We start from the raw sequence: 14,229 nt of genomic DNA, 5'->3' as shown, positions 1-14,229 counted from the left end.
CGCGAGATCGACCTCAGCGTTCGAGATCGACCTTCGAAGGGTCGATCTGGTGCCGTTCGGGTCGATCTCGGTGCGGGGGATCAGAGGGACGATGCCGACAGTGCGTTGCAGTCCTGGATGGTGCCGCCGTTGTAGCCCGTGGTGAACCAGCGCTGGCGCTGCTCGCTCGAGCCGTGGGTCCACGCCTCGGGGTTGACCTGGCCCGTGGCGGACTCCTGGATGCGGTCGTCGCCGACGGCGGACGCTGCCGAGAGTGCGTCGGCGAGCTCCTGGTCGGTGATCTCCCGAAGGAACGTCACGCCCGTGTCCGGGTCGACCGTGGTCGCCGCGTGCCCGGCCCACATGCCGGCGAGGCAGTCCGCCATGAGCTCGATGCGGACGGAGTCGGACTCGGGGCCGGTGCCCTGACGGTCCGCGGCGTCCATCGCCCCGACGACCTGCTCGATGTGGTGCCCGAACTCGTGCGCCACGACGTACATCTCCGCGAGACCACCGTCGTTCGCGCCGAAGCGGGACGTCAGGTCGTCGTAGAAGTCGAGGTCGATGTACACCGTCTGGTCGGGCGGGCAGTAGAACGGCCCGACGGCGCTGGTCGCCGCACCGCAGCCCGTCGACACCTGCCCGGTGAAGCTCACGACCTCCGGGAGCGCGTACTCGACGCCCGCCTGCTGGGGGAGCGCCTCGGCCCAGTACGCGTCGAGCGACTGGACGGTGCCGTTGAGCCGGCACTCGCGCGTGGTGTTCGCCTCCTGGGCGGTGCAGGTGTCGATGTACTCCTGCTGGCCCTCGCCGTACGCACCGGAGTCCGACGCGCCGCCGCCGGTGAGCCCGCTGAGGTCGATGCCGGTCTGGCCGCTGAGGAACGCCACGGCGAGCGCGACGAGCACCGCACCGATGCCGCCGCCGGCGATCAACGGACCTCGGCCGCGGCCGCCGCCCTTGCGGACTCGGCCGCCCTCGAACGAGCCACCCTCCTGGAAAGTCACAGGTCAACGCTACCGCCGGGCCGCCTACGAGGCGCCCGGGCACGGGCACCGGCCGGTCGGCGCCGTCGGCGTACGCGACAGGCGTCACCTGCTCCGTCGGTGGAATCGGTGGGACGTGGCACCGGGCGCCCGTAGAATCGACGAGGCCCGACAGGTCGACGAGACCCGCGAGCCGGGGCGTTCGCCACCCCGGCCCCACGACGAGCCACCGGCCGACCGGCCGGGCGGGCACCGCCGTCGGGCACCCGCACCACCCGAGAGGACCCTCCCGTGATCACCGCCCACGGCGTCGAGCTGCGCGTCGGCGCCCGCGTCCTGCTGCACGAGGCCACGTTCCAGATCGCGTCCGGCGACCGGATCGGCCTCGTCGGGCGCAACGGCGCCGGCAAGACGACCCTGACCAAGACGCTCGCGGGCGAGACCCAGCCGACGGCGGGGAAGATCACGCGCGGCAACGACATCGGTTACCTCCCGCAGGACCCGCGCACGGGTGACCTCGACGTCATCGCGTTGGACCGCGTCCTCTCGGCACGCAACCTCGACAAGATCGTGCGCCAGATGCGCGAGACCGAGGGCGCGATGGCGAGCGCAGACGTCGAGACGCACGAGGCGGCCATGGAGCGCTACCCGAAGCTCGAGTCGCGCTTCCTCGCCGCCGGCGGGTACGCGGCCGAGAGCGAGGCCCACCGCATCACGAGCAACCTCGGCCTCGACGACCGCGTGCTCGGCCAGCCGCTGAGCACGCTGTCCGGCGGCCAGCGCCGCCGCATCGAGCTCGCGCGCATTCTCTTCTCCGGCGTGGAGACGCTCCTGCTCGACGAGCCGACGAACCACCTCGACGCGGACTCGATCATCTGGCTGCGCGACTACCTCAAGTCGTACAACGGCGGGTTCGTCGTGATCTCCCACGACGTCGAGCTGCTGCGAGCGACGGTCAACAAGGTCTTCCACCTGGACGCGAACCGCGGCGAGCTCGACCAGTACAACCTCGGCTGGGACGCGTACCTCGCCCAGCGGGAGTCGGACGAGCGGCGCCGTCGTCGTGAGCGGCAGAACGCCGAGAAGAAGGCCGGGGTGCTGCAGGCCCAGGGCGAGAAGATGCGCGCCAAGGCGAGCAAGGCCGTCGCGGCGCAGAACATGATGCGGCGCGCCGAGAAGCTGCTGGCCGGTATCGAGGGCGAGCGGCAGAGCGACAAGGTCGCGAAGCTGCGGTTCCCCAAGCCGGCCCCGTGCGGCCGGACGCCCCTCACCGCGAGCGGCCTGTCGAAGGCGTACGGGTCGCAGGAGGTGTTCGCGGGCGTCGACCTCGCGATCGACCGCGGGAGCCGCGTCGTCGTGCTCGGCCTGAACGGCGCGGGCAAGACGACGCTCCTGCGGATCCTCGGCGGCGTCGAGAAGCCGGACACGGGCGAGGTGCACCCGGGGCACGGCCTGAAGATCGGCTACTACGCCCAGGAGCACGACACGCTCGACATGGACGCGACCGTCGTCGAGAACTTGCGCCACGCCGCGCCCGACCTCTCGGACACCGAGGTCCGCTCGACGCTCGGGTCGTTCCTGTTCTCGGGCGACGACGCGGACAAGCCGACGAACGTGCTGTCCGGCGGGGAGAAGACCCGCCTCGCCCTCGCGACGCTCGTCGTCTCGGCCGCGAACGTGCTGCTCCTCGACGAGCCGACGAACAACCTCGACCCTGCGTCGCGCGCCGAGATCCTCGGGGCGCTCAAGACGTACGAGGGCGCGGTCGTCATGGTCACCCACGACGACGGCGCGGTCGAGGCCCTGGAGCCCGAGCGCGTCCTGCTGCTGCCGGACGGCGACGAGGACCTGTGGAACGACGACTACGCGGAGCTGGTCTCGCTCGCCTGACGCTCGTCGAGCTGGGCGTCGATGAGCGCGTCCTCCTCGTCCTCCGCGGTCGGACGGCGGGTGCGCGGCTCGCGCCGGGGGCGCGCGGACTCCGGGTCGTGCGCGGCGAGCAGGTCGCCTGCCGTGAGGGTCGACTCCTCGCCGCGCGCGTCGCGCCGGTCGCGGCGTACGAGCAGCCAGAAGCCCGCGACGGCGCCGATCGCGAACACGCACCACTGGAACGCGTACGACAGGTGCGAGCCGGGGTCCGTGTCGGGCTTCGGGAGGGTCTCCAGCGGCTGCGCCGGGGCGGGGTCCTCCGTCCGGAGCTGGCCGTACGCGCCGACCGTCCGTCCGTCGGCCCATGCCGTGCCGTCGGGACCGGCGGCCAGCACCTGGTCGGTGGAGATCGCCTGCACCTGGCCCTCGGGGGCGGCCCTGCCCGACGGCGGCTCGTCACCCCGCAGCGTCACGGTCGCCTCGACCGTGCCGTCCGGCGGTGCCGGCACGTCGCCCGGGGTGACGGCGTCGGTGCCGAGCGGCACGAAGCCGCGGTCGACCACGACGACGAGCCCGTCGGGAGCGCTGGTCGTCGGCTCGGTGACGAAGGGCACCAGCACGTGGAATCCGGGGCTCCCGCCCACGGGTCGGTTGCGCAGCAGCACGGTCGCGTCGGGCTCGTAGCGCCCCTCGAGGGTCACGGGCTGCCACACGTCGTCGGGGTCGAGGACGGTGCCGGGGCCGTCGAGCAGCTCGGCGACCGGCACCGGGGCGGACGTGTAGTTCGCCTCGATCTGCTGGATGTCGGCGTCGCGCGAGACGTAGCGGTTCCACTGCCAGCGGCCCGCGACGAGGCACAGTGCGACGAGCACGACGACGCCGACGGCGAGCGTCACCCACTGCCGCGGGGTGCGCGGCTGGTGCGCGTCCGCGGTGACGCGTTGCGTCGTCGGGCTCGGGGGAGGGGACGCCGTCACGGCTCGGCCCGGCGCTCGAGGTCGTCCACGGGCACGGTGGTGCGCCAGAACGACCTCGCGCCGAGGAACGTCTCGAGGTGCTCACGGTGCGCGTCGCACGCGAGCCACACCTTGCGCCGCTCGGGGGTGTGGATCTTGGGGTTGTTCCACAGCAGACCCCAGGCCGCCGGCTCGCGGCAGCCCTTCGCGCTGCACACGAGCTCCTCCTCGCCGATCGGGTCGGCGATGCCCAGGACGTCGGTCATCGTGCGTCCTCCCGGCCGTCGCGTGGTGTGTCGTCGCCCCCGGCGATCCCGTGGCTGCCCGGCGTCCCGGCCGAGGGCAGGGCGCGGTGCTCCATGGGCGACGTGTCGTAGTGGGCCTGGTCGCGGCCCGCGTTGGCGACCAGCACCGCGCTGTACGGCAGGACGATCGCCGCGGCGGCGAAGACCCAGGTCAACCAGCTCGGCGCCACGAGGATCGCCGCCACGAAGCACACGATGCGGATGCCCATCTGGATGAGGTACCGGCGCTCGCGACGCGCCTGGTCCGCGGCCAACGGTTCCCGGGCCGACGTGATGCTCGGGACCGCCTCAGCCGGCGTCCGGGCCGTGCGTCGTGTGCTCACCCTGCCAGTCTACGTTTGTGGGGACCCCACAAACACGCCCGGTGCTCTGTGACGCTGCACGCGCGCACGGCGGGTCGTGCCCGCGGTACGGTCGGTGCGGCGCGTGTGCGCCGGGCCCTTCGACGGGCCCACCCGGGCACGGACCGTGCGGGACCAGCGTCCCCGGTCGTCCCGCCCGCCAGCCCGACCGTTCCGAGGAGCCGCACCGTGTCCGAAGCCACCGCACCCGCCCCCCGCACCGTCGTCGTCACCGGCGCGAACCGGGGGATCGGCCGGGCCATCGCCGAGCGGTTCGTGGCGGACGGCGACCGTGTCGCGACGGTGTACCGCGGCGGCGACCTGCCCGACGGCGTGTTCGGGGCCGTGGCGGACATCACCGACACCGCGGCCGTCGACGCCGCGTTCACCGAGATCGAGAACGAGCTCGGCCCCGTCGAGGTGCTCGTCGCGAACGCCGGCGTGACGCGCGACGGGCTCCTGCTGCGCATGAGCGACGAGGACTTCGAGTCCGTGATCGACGTCAACCTCACGGGCACGTTCCGCTGCGTGCGCCGCGTGACGAAGGGCATGGTCCGCCTGCGTCGCGGCCGCATCGTGCTCGTCTCGTCCGTGATCGGCCTCTACGGCGGCGCGGGGCAGGTCAACTACGCGTCGTCCAAGGCGGCTCTCGTCGGCATGGCGCGCTCCATCACGCGCGAGCTCGGGACGCGCAACATCACGGCGAACGTCGTCGCCCCCGGGTTCATCGACACCGCGATGACCGCGGAGCTCCCCGAGGAGCGCCAGGCCGCGTACAAGGCCGCGATCCCCGCGGGCCGCTTCGCGCAGCCGGACGAGGTCGCCGGCGTCGTGGCGTTCCTCGCGTCCGACGCCGCCGCGTACGTCTCCGGGGCCGTGATCCCGGTCGACGGCGGCCTCGGCATGGGGCACTGACCGGCAGGTTCACGACCACGGCGGCGTCCGCCCGGGTCATCGGCGCGACCGCGCGCCCTCTCTTTCAGTACGCTCTCAGCGTGCCCGCACGGCGGGCGCGACGACGGAAGGAAACCGATGGGTCTGCTCGACGGCAAGAAGCTCCTGGTGACGGGGGTCCTCACCGACTCCTCGATCGCGTTCCACGCGGCGCGGCTCGCCCAGGAGGAGGGAGCCGAGGTCGTGCTCTCGTCGTTCGGCCGCCAGATGAAGCTCACGCAGGCGTTCGCGAAGCGTCTGCCGGCCGAGGCTCCCGTCGTGCAGCTCGACGTCACGAACGACGACGACCTCGCCGGCCTCGCGGACGCGGTGCGCGAGCACGTGGACACGCTCGACGGCGTCGTCCACTCGATCGGGTTCGCGCCGCAGAGCGTCATGGGCGGCAACTTCCTCTCCGGCACGTGGGAGGACGTGGCGACCGCGCTGCAGGTGTCGACGTTCTCGTACAAGTCGCTCGCCGTGGCGGCCAAGCCGCTCATGACGAACGGGGGCGCCGTCGTCGGCCTGACGTTCGACGCGCAGTTCGCCTGGCCGGTCTACGACTGGATGGGCGTCGCGAAGGCGGGCCTCGAGTCCGCGAACCGCTACCTCGCGCGCGACCTCGGCCCCGACGGCATCCGGGCGAACCTCGTCTCGGCCGGCCCGATCCGCACGACGGCGGCCAAGTCGATCCCCGGCTTCGAGCAGATGGAGGACGGCTGGCCCCAGCGGGCGCCCCTCGGGTGGGACCAGACGACGGCGGAGCCCGCGGCGCGTGCCGTCGTCGCGCTCCTGTCGGACTGGTTCCCCGCGACGACCGGTGAGATCGTGCACGTCGACGGCGGCGTGCACGCCATGGGGCAGTGAGCCGGGTGGTTCCGGCGGGCGACGAGGTCGCGGACGGCGGAGCGCGCCGGCTCGTCCTCCTGCGTCACGCCAAGGCCGAACCCGCCGGGAACGTCGACGACGTCCTGCGACCGCTCGCCCTCAACGGCCGGCGGCAGGCAGGGCGCGTCGGTGCGGCACTGGTCGACTCCGGTCTCGTCCCGGAGCGCGTCCTGTGCTCGGCGGCGCTGCGCACGCGCCAGACGTGGGAGCTGCTGTCCGTGCACCTGGGCGACGTCGAGACCGACGTCGTGGTGAGCGACGAGCTCTACGCCGCCGACGTCAGCGACGTGCTGGACCTCGTTCGCGCGACGGACTCGCGCGTCCGCACGCTCCTCGTCATCGGGCACGAGCCCACGATGGCGGCGACGGCGTCCCACCTCGCCGACCCGGCGTCCGACGGCGGAGCGCTCGCCCAGGTGCGCGTCGGCGTGCCGACCGCGACGTACAGCGTCCTGGAGTCGTCGACGCCGTGGGACGCCTGGGACGCGCGAGGCGCCCTGCTGACCTACGTGGGCCGCCCGTCCTGAGGCGGAGGTGCGGCGGCGGGCTGGGGCGTGTCTCCTTCGTCGCGCCATCACGAGGATCCGGAACGGCGCGAACCGGCTGACCACGCGTCGGGTCGCTCTCGGGCGGGTTGTCGACGAAGATCCACGCCGCCGGTCGACGGGACGGGCGACCGCCCGCAGTGCTCGTGACTCCGTCACCTACCGAGGCCGCACCACGGTCGAGCGGTTCTTCAACCGCAGCAAGCGATGGTGAGCGCTCGCGACGGGCGGCGGCTTCTCTTCGCCGACCCGCGGCGGTCGCGGCGGCCATCCTCCGCTACGCGCCCGTGGCTGCGGTGATGGGGGACTTCTGCCGTCGGTTCCAGCGGGAGAGCCGGGCGACGCCGTACCCGCCGGAGGCGATCCGGCGAGCGCCGGCTCGACCCACGACGCGGGAGCGCAGGCGATGACGTGCCGTCGACGGCCGGTCAGGAGCCCAGGTGCGTGATCAGCCGTCGGGTCACGCGGTCGAGGTCGGCGCGGTCCGTCGCGGAGAGCGCTGAGACGATCTCCCGCTGACCGGCGCCGTGACGGGTGACGGCCTCGTCCACCAGGCGCTTGCCCTCGGCGGTCAGCTCGACGTCGAGGCTGCGACGGTCCTGCGTGCTCGGGACGCGCACGATCAGGCCGCGCTTCTCCAGTCGGTCCAGCCGGCCGGTCATGGTGCCGGTGGTCATGAGCAGCGCGCGCGCCAGGCCGGTGGGCGAGAGCCGGTAGGGCGCACCGGACCTGCGCAGCGCGAACAGCACGTCGCCGTCGCCACGGTTCACGCCGTAGTCGGCGGCCAGTGCCTGCGTGCGCGCGTCGACGAGCTCCGCGGCCCGGCCCAGCCGGGCGAGCAGCGCCATCGTGTCCAGGTCGAGGTCCGGACGCTCGTCGGCCCACTGCTGGACGAGCGCGTCGATGCGGTCGTTGTCATCCACGGCGACACCTTACCTTGCGCACGAGTTACTCGTGCGCTAACTTGCTCACAAGCAACTCGCATTCAAGTTACTTGAGAAGGAGTCATTATGGCCACGCTGACGCTCAACGGCTCGGAGACTCTCGTGGTGCAGGAGAGCACCGCGGACCGCTTCCAGGTGGAGGCGACGTACGAGCCTCACGGCTCGCGCCCGCCGAAGCACGTGCACCCGCACCACGACGAGTCCTTCACCGTCCTCGCCGGTACGCTCCGCGTCGGTCTCGCCGACCGGGAGCAGGACTTCACCGCCGGTGCCTCGTTCGACGTCCCGCGCGGCACCGTGCATCACATGTGGAACCCCGGCGAGGAGCCCGCAACGGTGCGCTGGCTCAGCACGCCCGCGCCGCGTGTCGAGCCGTTCTTCACCGCCATGGACCGGCTGCACCGCGACGGGCGGGCCGGGCTCGTGGGTCTCGCCGGCGTCCTGAACGAGTATCGCGACGTGATGCGACCGGCATCGGCCCTCACGCGCGCCGTGGTGCGCGTGCTCGGCGCGATCTCCCGCCCGGCCGGGCGCTGAGTCCCGACGACAACCGTCACCACAAGAAGGAGTGCCCCATGCCCGCAAGCACCTGGCATCCACGCTGACCGTCCTGCTCGCGCTCGGGATCGGCTACGTCGGCTTCAGCCACCTGTTCGCCCCGGCCGCGACGGCGCCGAGCCGCGAGAGCGCACGGGCGGCGTCCGGGGGATCGGGCGATGACGTCGAGGTGGTCCGCGATCTCTCAGCCGGGCCGTGTCCCGGCGGGCGGGAGCGCCTCGGCGGCGGCCCACACCTCGGTCAACTCGACGATACGGTCGGCGCGCAGCGTGATGAAGGTGGCCACCTCGGCACGGAGGCCGTCCCGACAGTCCTGAGCGAGCTCGTCACCCTCGGCAGACCTCGCGCGGTCACCCAGCTGGGGAGACACGCGCTAGCTCGCCGTACGGCCTGCGGCGTCGGCGCGGTCGACGACGTCGAGCACCGCGTCGATGCGCGGGCCGTCGACGCCGTAGGGCGCCTGGGCCCGCACGACGGGCTTCGCGGCGAACGCGACCCCGATGCCCGCGGCGCCGATCATGTCGAGGTCGTTCGCGCCGTCGCCCACCGCGATCGTCGCGCTCATCGGCAGGCCGAGCTCGGTCGCGAACTCGCGCAGGGCGGTCTCCTTCGCCGCCCGGTCCACGACCGGCCCCGTCGTGCGACCGGTGAGGCGGCCGTCGGCCACCTCGAGACGGTTCGCGCGGAACCGGGTTATCCCGAGCTCCGCAGCGAGCGGCGCGACGATCTCCTGGAACCCGCCCGAGACGAGCCCGACCTCCCACCCACGCCGGCGCGCCTCGGCGACGAGCTCGCGCACGCCCGGCGTGAAGGTGGCGCGGGCCCGGACGTCGTCGAACGCCGTGACGGGGACGCCTTCGAGCGTCGCGACGCGCTCGCGCAGCGAGGCGCCGAAGTCGATCTCGCCGCGCATCGCGCGCTCGGTCACCTCGGTCACCTCCTCGCGGGTACCGGCGTGGTCGGCGAGGAGCTCGATGACCTCCTGCTCGATGAGCGTGGAGTCGACGTCCATGACGAGGAGCCGGACCGGGCGGTCCGGGGGCACGGGTACCGCGGTCACTCGACGACCGTGCCCTTCGGCACGACCGTGATGCCCGACTCGGTCACGGTGAAGCCGCGCGCACGGTCCTGCTCGGGGTCGAGCCCGATGCGCGCCTGCTCGCCCACGATGACGTTCTTGTCGATGATCGCGCGGTGGATCTGCGCGTGCCGGTTCACCTGGACCCCGTCCATGAGCACCGAGTCCGACACCGACGCCCAGGAGTGCAGGTAGGTGCCGGGGGAGAGGACGGAGCCGACAGCCGTCGCGCCCGAGATGATGACGCCGGGAGAGACGATCGAGTCCGCCGCGTGCCCGAGCCGGCCGCGGCCGGCGTGCACGAACTTGGCGGGCGGCAGCCCGACGTAACCCGTGTGCAGCGGCCACTCCTCGTTGTACAGGTTGAACACCGGCGTGACGGAGATGAGGTCCTTGTTGGCGTCGTAGTACGAGTCGATCGTCCCGACGTCGCGCCAGTAGTCGCGGTCCCGGTCGGTCGAGCCGGGGACGTCGTTGCGGATGAAGTCGTAGACGCCCGCCGTGCCCTTCTCGACGAACGCGGGCACGATGTCGCCGCCCATGTCGTGGCGGGAGTCGGCGTTCGCGGCGTCCGACGTCACGGCCTCGATGAGGGCGTCGGTGTCGATGACGTAGTTGCCCATGGACGCGAGGATCTCGTCGGGCGAGTCCGCGAGGCCGACCGGGTCCTTCGGCTTCTCGCGGAACGCCGCGATCTTCGTCGGGTCCTTCGGGTCGGTCTCGATGACGCCGAACTGGTCGGCCATGGAGATCGGCTGCCGGATCCCCGCGACGGTGAGCTGCGCGCCGGACTCGACGTGCGCGTCGACCATCTGCGAGAAGTCCATGCGGTAGACGTGGTCGGCGCCCACGACGACGACGATGTCAGGACGCTCGTCGTCGATGATGTTGAGGCACTGGTAGATCGCGTCCGCGCTGCCGAGGTACCAGTGCTTGCCGACGCGCTGCTGCGCCGGGACCGGGGCCACGTAGTTGCCCAGCAGGGCCGACATCCGCCACGTCTTCGTGATGTGCCGGTCGAGGCTGTGGGACTTGTACTGCGTGAGCACGATGATGTGCAGGTAGTGCGAGTTCACGAGGTTGGACAACGCGAAGTCCACGAGGCGGTAGATGCCCCCGAACGGCACGGCGGGCTTGGCTCGCGAGGCGGTGAGCGGCATGAGGCGCTTGCCCTCACCCCCGGCGAGGACGATGGCGAGGACTCGTGGTGCGGCGGCCATGCCCAGACCGTAGTCCCTGCGGGCACGACCACGCAGCACGACCCGCATCCTGGGCGGTTCGGCTACCGTGTGGCGCGTGAGAGTCGACCTGCTGACCCGTGAGTACCCGCCGCACGTGTACGGCGGCGCCGGCGTGCACGTGGCCGAGCTGTCCGCCGTCCTGCGCCGCCATGTCGACGTGCGCGTGCGCTGCTTCGACGGCCCGCGGGGCGAGGACGGGGTGACGGGGTACTCCGTGCCGAGCATGCTCGCAGGCGCGAACGCCGCGCTGGGGACGTTCGGCGTCGACCTCCAGATGGCCGACGACGTGGCCGGGGCCGACCTCGTCCACTCCCACACCTGGTACGCGAACCTCGGCGGGCACCTCGCCGGTCTCCTCCACGGCGTGCCGCACGTCCTCTCCGCGCACTCGCTCGAGCCGCTGCGCCCGTGGAAGGCCGAGCAGCTCGGCGGCGGGTACGCGCTGTCGTCCTGGGCCGAGCGCACGGCGTACGAGGGCGCGGCGGGGATAGTCGCCGTCTCGGGCGGCATGCGCGACGACATCCTGCGCGTCTACCCGCAGGTCGACCCCGCCAAGGTGCACGTCGTGCACAACGGCATCGACCTCGACGGGTGGCGCCGCCCCGAGTCCGAGACCCGGCGCGGCGGCGCGGACTCCGTCGTGCGCGACCTCGGGATCGACCCCGACCGCCCCGCGGTGGTCTTCGTCGGGCGGATCACACGTCAGAAGGGTCTGCCGTACCTCCTGCGCGCCGCCCGCTCGTTGCCCGAGGACGTCCAGCTCGTCCTGTGCGCCGGCGCCCCGGACACGCCCGAGATCGCCGCGGAGGTGAGCGGCGCCGTCGCGGAGCTGCAGGCCGAGCGCGGCGGCGTCGTCTGGATCGAGCAGATGCTCCCGCGCGCCGAGCTCGTCGCGGTGCTCGCGGCGTCGACCGTGTTCGTGTGCCCGTCCGTGTACGAGCCGCTGGGCATCGTCAATCTCGAGGCCATGGCGGTCGGGCTCCCCGTGGTCGGCACGGCAACGGGCGGCATCCCCGAGGTCGTCGACGACGGCGTCACGGGCCTGCTCGTGCCGATCGACCAGGCCGACGACGGCACGGGCACCCCGCTCGACCCCGACCGGTTCGTCGCCGACCTCGCGGACGCGCTGACGCGCGTCGTGAGCGACCCCGCCCGGGCCGCCGAGATGGGTCGCGCGGCGCGGCAGCGCGTCGAGGACCACTTCGCGTGGGACGCGATCGGCGAGCGCACGCTCGAGGTCTACCGGACGGTCCTGGGGGAGTCGTGACGGCCGGGCGTGCCGGGACGGGCCGGGTCGACGAGGCGACGCGCGTCGTCGCCGTGGACCGGCGCGTCGTGTACCGGGCGCTCGTGGAGGCCGAGGCGCTCGCGACCTGGCTTCCGCCCGAGGGCATGACCGGCCGGTTCGAGCGGTTCGACCTCAGGCCGGGCGGCGGCTACCGGATGGTGCTCGCGTACGACGACCCGTCGGCCGATCCGGGGAAGTCGAGGGAGGGGACCGACGTCGTCGACGTCGCGATCACGGGCCTCGTGCCGGACGAGCGCGTCGTGCAGCAGGTGGTCTTCGAGTCGGACGACCCGACGTTCGCGGGCACCATGACCATGACGTGGGTCGTCGGGGACGACGACGCCGGCACGCGCGTCACCGTGCGCGCGACCGACGTGCCCCCAGGCATCTCGCCGCAGGACCACGCGACGGGCCTGGCGTCGTCGCTCGCGCAGCTCGACGCGTTCGTGTCTCGGACGGCGGCCGGCTGAACGATCACCGACGGTTGTCCACAGATCGGGACGAGAGGTTCCGTCGTGACCTGCCGTTCGCTAGGTTTTGGGGCAGTTCGCGCAGCGCCGCCGCGGCGGCGCTGGGTTGTCTCGACCTGCAGGGGGTCTCGTGAGTCGTCCCGTCCGTGTGCTGTCCCGTGCCCGTGCCCGACGGCGGTCGCTCGCCGTGGGTGTCGTCGTCGCCGTGGGGCTGGTGGTCGCCGGCTGCACCGGCGACGCCGATCCCGACCCGTCACCGTCGGTCGAGGAGCCGGTGTCGCCGGCGCCGACCGAGACGCCCCAACCGGAGCCGACGGAGACCGGTCCGGTGAAGCCCGAGCGTCCGGCTGCGATGGATCGTACGGACGGCGACGGAGCCGCGGCGGCGGCGGAGTACTTCCTCAAGCTCTACCCATACGTGATGGCGACAGGTGACACCGCCGAGTGGGATGCGATGACGTGGGCGGAAAAGTGCGGCTTCTGCACATCGGTAGGGGCGCAGGCGGCCGAGATCTCGGCAGATGGCCACGAGTTCGTCGGGGGTGAGGTCACCGCCTCGCTCGCCAAGGTCTGGCCGCTCGACACCTTGGTGAATGCGTATCCGATCGATGTCGACGCTTCGATGCAGAGCGCACAGGTCATCAACGCTTCCGGGGAGCCGGTCGAGGAAATCGACGGCTTCGAAGGTGTCATGGAGCTTTCGCTCCTGCACGACGGCAACGGTTGGCGAGTTCTCGCCGTCTCCGTCCAGGGAGCGTGACCGCAGGTGCTCGCAGTCCTTCTTGGCCTTGCACTTCTCCCGACCTCCGGCGGCTGGGACGCAATCGCTGACGACGATCAGGTCGCCGTGCGCTACGGCGAAGACGCTCCGCACGGTGGCGCGGAGTACGTGCCCGCCTCTGCAGACGGGGGCCCGGCGTCGGAGGCGTTCCGGCGGGCTCCGGGGTACCGGTGTTTCAACGGCGACCAGCCGACGACCTATCCCGGCCTCGTGCCGGTGTGCCCGGAGGGGCAGAGCCCGGCCGACCTGGGTCTGGTGTGCGCCGAGGGCGAGTTCGCGATGGACCCGCTGTTCCGCCAAACGTGGGTCAACAACCCTGACGGCACCCGCACCGCGGTCTCGGCGTGGGAGTACGTCAACGACGGGTCGTGCGTCGGCACCGCGGACCTCGCCGCCGAGGCCGAGGCGGCGTTCCGTCAGCTCACCATCGCGCCGTCGCCGATCGTGGTGCAGCCACCGGACGGGTGGACGCTGGTCAACGTCCCGACCATCACCTACACCCAGCCCGGTGAGCAGGTCCTGGACACCACGCTGCTCGGCATCCCGGTCCAGATCCGCGCCACACCGGACACCTACACGTGGGACTACGGCGACGGCACCGACCCGCTCGTCACCACCGACCCCGGCGCGCCCTACCCGCACGAGACCGTCGCGCACACCTACGACCAGCCCGCCGACGCCGTCAACATCAGCCTCACCACCACGTGGACGGGCCAGTTCCGCATCACCGGCACCCCGACCTGGACCGACGTCACCGGCACCGCCACTACCACGACCGCCGCCGACCCGCTCCAGGTCTACGAAGCCCGCTCCCGCCTCGTCACCGACAACCTCGACGACTGACCCGCGACCACGGTTCTACCTCGGCGAGACGACGGCCGAGCGGTGGGGGCGGCGTCGGATGCGAAGGGCGTCAAGGCCGCGCTCCTCAAGCCCACGCCCGACAGACCAGGGCGACGGCGCGGCAGCCCGAGCACCGACGCCGTCCCCACCGCGGACCCGACCACCCGAACCCGACCACCCGAACCCGACCACCCGAACCCGACCACCCGAACCCGACCTCGCGG

Annotated in this window: 16 protein-coding genes; 9 read left to right on the top strand and 7 right to left on the bottom strand. The window is 72.4% G+C overall.

Annotation, left to right across the window (positions count from 1 at the left end; translation table 11 throughout):
* Window positions 1–80: 80 nt before the first annotated feature.
* Window positions 81–986, bottom strand: a complete 906-nt coding sequence (gene ypfJ, locus AC4H2H_RS03175) for a KPN_02809 family neutral zinc metallopeptidase (protein ID WP_494369371.1) — start codon at window positions 984–986, stop codon at window positions 81–83.
* Window positions 987–1,256: 270 nt separating this feature from the next.
* Here ypfJ and AC4H2H_RS03170 point away from each other — a divergent pair, with 270 nt between their 5' ends.
* On the top strand, window positions 1,257–2,855 hold the full coding sequence (locus tag AC4H2H_RS03170) for an ABC-F family ATP-binding cassette domain-containing protein (RefSeq protein ID WP_494369370.1): 1,599 nt from the start codon (window positions 1,257–1,259) through the stop codon (window positions 2,853–2,855).
* On the opposite strand, the gene AC4H2H_RS03165 is transcribed toward AC4H2H_RS03170, so the two are convergent.
* From AC4H2H_RS03165 to AC4H2H_RS03155, 3 genes are read right to left on the bottom strand one after another with little or no spacing between them, the layout of a single operon-like run.
* The gene (locus AC4H2H_RS03165; protein ID WP_494369369.1) at window positions 2,828–3,811 is read right to left on the bottom strand and encodes an SURF1 family cytochrome oxidase biogenesis protein; all 984 of its coding nucleotides are present in this window, start codon (window positions 3,809–3,811) and stop codon (window positions 2,828–2,830) included. The genes AC4H2H_RS03170 and AC4H2H_RS03165 overlap by 28 nt on opposite strands.
* Window positions 3,808–4,056, bottom strand: coding sequence for a hypothetical protein (locus AC4H2H_RS03160; RefSeq protein WP_494369368.1), 249 nt, complete (start codon window positions 4,054–4,056; stop codon window positions 3,808–3,810). The genes AC4H2H_RS03165 and AC4H2H_RS03160 overlap by 4 nt, the downstream gene beginning before the upstream one ends.
* The gene (locus AC4H2H_RS03155; protein WP_494369367.1) at window positions 4,053–4,418 is read right to left on the bottom strand and encodes a DUF3099 domain-containing protein; all 366 of its coding nucleotides are present in this window, start codon (window positions 4,416–4,418) and stop codon (window positions 4,053–4,055) included. Before AC4H2H_RS03155 ends, AC4H2H_RS03160 begins: the two co-directional genes overlap by 4 nt.
* Before the next feature lie 207 nt (window positions 4,419–4,625).
* Here AC4H2H_RS03155 and fabG point away from each other — a divergent pair, with 207 nt between their 5' ends.
* The 3 genes from fabG to AC4H2H_RS03140 all read left to right on the top strand — a co-directional run bounded on the left by fabG (window position 4,626) and on the right by AC4H2H_RS03140 (window position 6,784).
* Window positions 4,626–5,351 (top strand): 3-oxoacyl-ACP reductase FabG, encoded by a 726-nt coding sequence (gene fabG, locus AC4H2H_RS03150; protein ID WP_494369366.1) that lies wholly within the window; start codon window positions 4,626–4,628, stop codon window positions 5,349–5,351.
* A 117-nt stretch (window positions 5,352–5,468) separates the two neighbouring features.
* Window positions 5,469–6,236, top strand: coding sequence for an enoyl-ACP reductase FabI (gene fabI / locus AC4H2H_RS03145; protein ID WP_494369365.1), 768 nt, complete (start codon window positions 5,469–5,471; stop codon window positions 6,234–6,236).
* Window positions 6,233–6,784, top strand: coding sequence for a SixA phosphatase family protein (locus AC4H2H_RS03140; protein WP_494369364.1), 552 nt, complete (start codon window positions 6,233–6,235; stop codon window positions 6,782–6,784). The genes fabI and AC4H2H_RS03140 overlap by 4 nt, the downstream gene beginning before the upstream one ends.
* Before the next feature lie 446 nt (window positions 6,785–7,230).
* On the opposite strand, the gene AC4H2H_RS03135 is transcribed toward AC4H2H_RS03140, so the two are convergent.
* Window positions 7,231–7,725 (bottom strand): MarR family winged helix-turn-helix transcriptional regulator, encoded by a 495-nt coding sequence (locus AC4H2H_RS03135; RefSeq protein WP_494369363.1) that lies wholly within the window; start codon window positions 7,723–7,725, stop codon window positions 7,231–7,233.
* A gap of 87 nt (window positions 7,726–7,812) precedes the next feature.
* Between AC4H2H_RS03135 and AC4H2H_RS03130 the strand changes: the two genes are divergently transcribed.
* Entirely contained in the window at window positions 7,813–8,283 is a 471-nt protein-coding gene (locus AC4H2H_RS03130; protein ID WP_494369362.1) for a cupin domain-containing protein, read from the top strand.
* Between the two features lie 394 nt (window positions 8,284–8,677).
* On the opposite strand, the gene serB is transcribed toward AC4H2H_RS03130, so the two are convergent.
* Together serB and glgC are read right to left on the bottom strand one after the other, a co-directional pair.
* Window positions 8,678–9,364 carry a phosphoserine phosphatase SerB gene (serB, locus tag AC4H2H_RS03125; protein WP_494369361.1) on the bottom strand — a complete coding sequence of 229 codons (687 nt, stop codon included), beginning with the start codon at window positions 9,362–9,364 and terminating at the stop codon, window positions 8,678–8,680.
* Entirely contained in the window at window positions 9,361–10,602 is a 1,242-nt protein-coding gene (gene glgC, locus AC4H2H_RS03120) for a glucose-1-phosphate adenylyltransferase (protein ID WP_494369360.1), read from the bottom strand. The genes serB and glgC overlap by 4 nt, the downstream gene beginning before the upstream one ends.
* Before the next feature lie 76 nt (window positions 10,603–10,678).
* Between glgC and glgA the strand changes: the two genes are divergently transcribed.
* The 4 genes from glgA (at window position 10,679) to AC4H2H_RS03100 (ending at window position 14,005) form a co-directional block, all read left to right on the top strand.
* Complete coding sequence (gene glgA / locus AC4H2H_RS03115) at window positions 10,679–11,890, top strand: glycogen synthase (RefSeq protein ID WP_494369359.1); 1,212 nt, start codon at window positions 10,679–10,681, stop codon at window positions 11,888–11,890.
* Window positions 11,887–12,381: an SRPBCC domain-containing protein gene (locus AC4H2H_RS03110; protein WP_494369358.1), complete on the top strand. Its 495-nt coding sequence runs from the start codon at window positions 11,887–11,889 to the stop codon at window positions 12,379–12,381. Before glgA ends, AC4H2H_RS03110 begins: the two co-directional genes overlap by 4 nt.
* A gap of 187 nt (window positions 12,382–12,568) precedes the next feature.
* Window positions 12,569–13,141 carry a DUF6318 family protein gene (locus tag AC4H2H_RS03105; RefSeq protein ID WP_494369357.1) on the top strand — a complete coding sequence of 191 codons (573 nt, stop codon included), beginning with the start codon at window positions 12,569–12,571 and terminating at the stop codon, window positions 13,139–13,141.
* Between the two features lie 129 nt (window positions 13,142–13,270).
* Window positions 13,271–14,005 (top strand): hypothetical protein, encoded by a 735-nt coding sequence (locus tag AC4H2H_RS03100; protein WP_494369356.1) that lies wholly within the window; start codon window positions 13,271–13,273, stop codon window positions 14,003–14,005.
* Window positions 14,006–14,229: the final 224 nt, after the last annotated feature.

This window comes from Cellulosimicrobium sp. BMG9.22 (assembly GCF_059159975.1).
The sequence above is the reverse complement of the archived record's forward strand: the minus strand, read 5'-3'. Positions and strand labels throughout refer to the sequence as shown.

What these genes read in the sequence shown, in the direction of transcription:
- glgC (WP_494369360.1), bottom strand. Translation starts at nt 10,602, where the DNA reads ATGGCCGCCGCACCACGAGTCCTCGCCATCGTCCTCGCCGGGGGTGAG.
- AC4H2H_RS03160 (WP_494369368.1), bottom strand. Translation starts at nt 4,056, where the DNA reads ATGACCGACGTCCTGGGCATCGCCGACCCGATCGGCGAGGAGGAGCTC.
- AC4H2H_RS03130 (WP_494369362.1), top strand. Translation starts at nt 7,813, where the DNA reads ATGGCCACGCTGACGCTCAACGGCTCGGAGACTCTCGTGGTGCAGGAG.
- fabI (WP_494369365.1), top strand. Translation starts at nt 5,469, where the DNA reads ATGGGTCTGCTCGACGGCAAGAAGCTCCTGGTGACGGGGGTCCTCACC.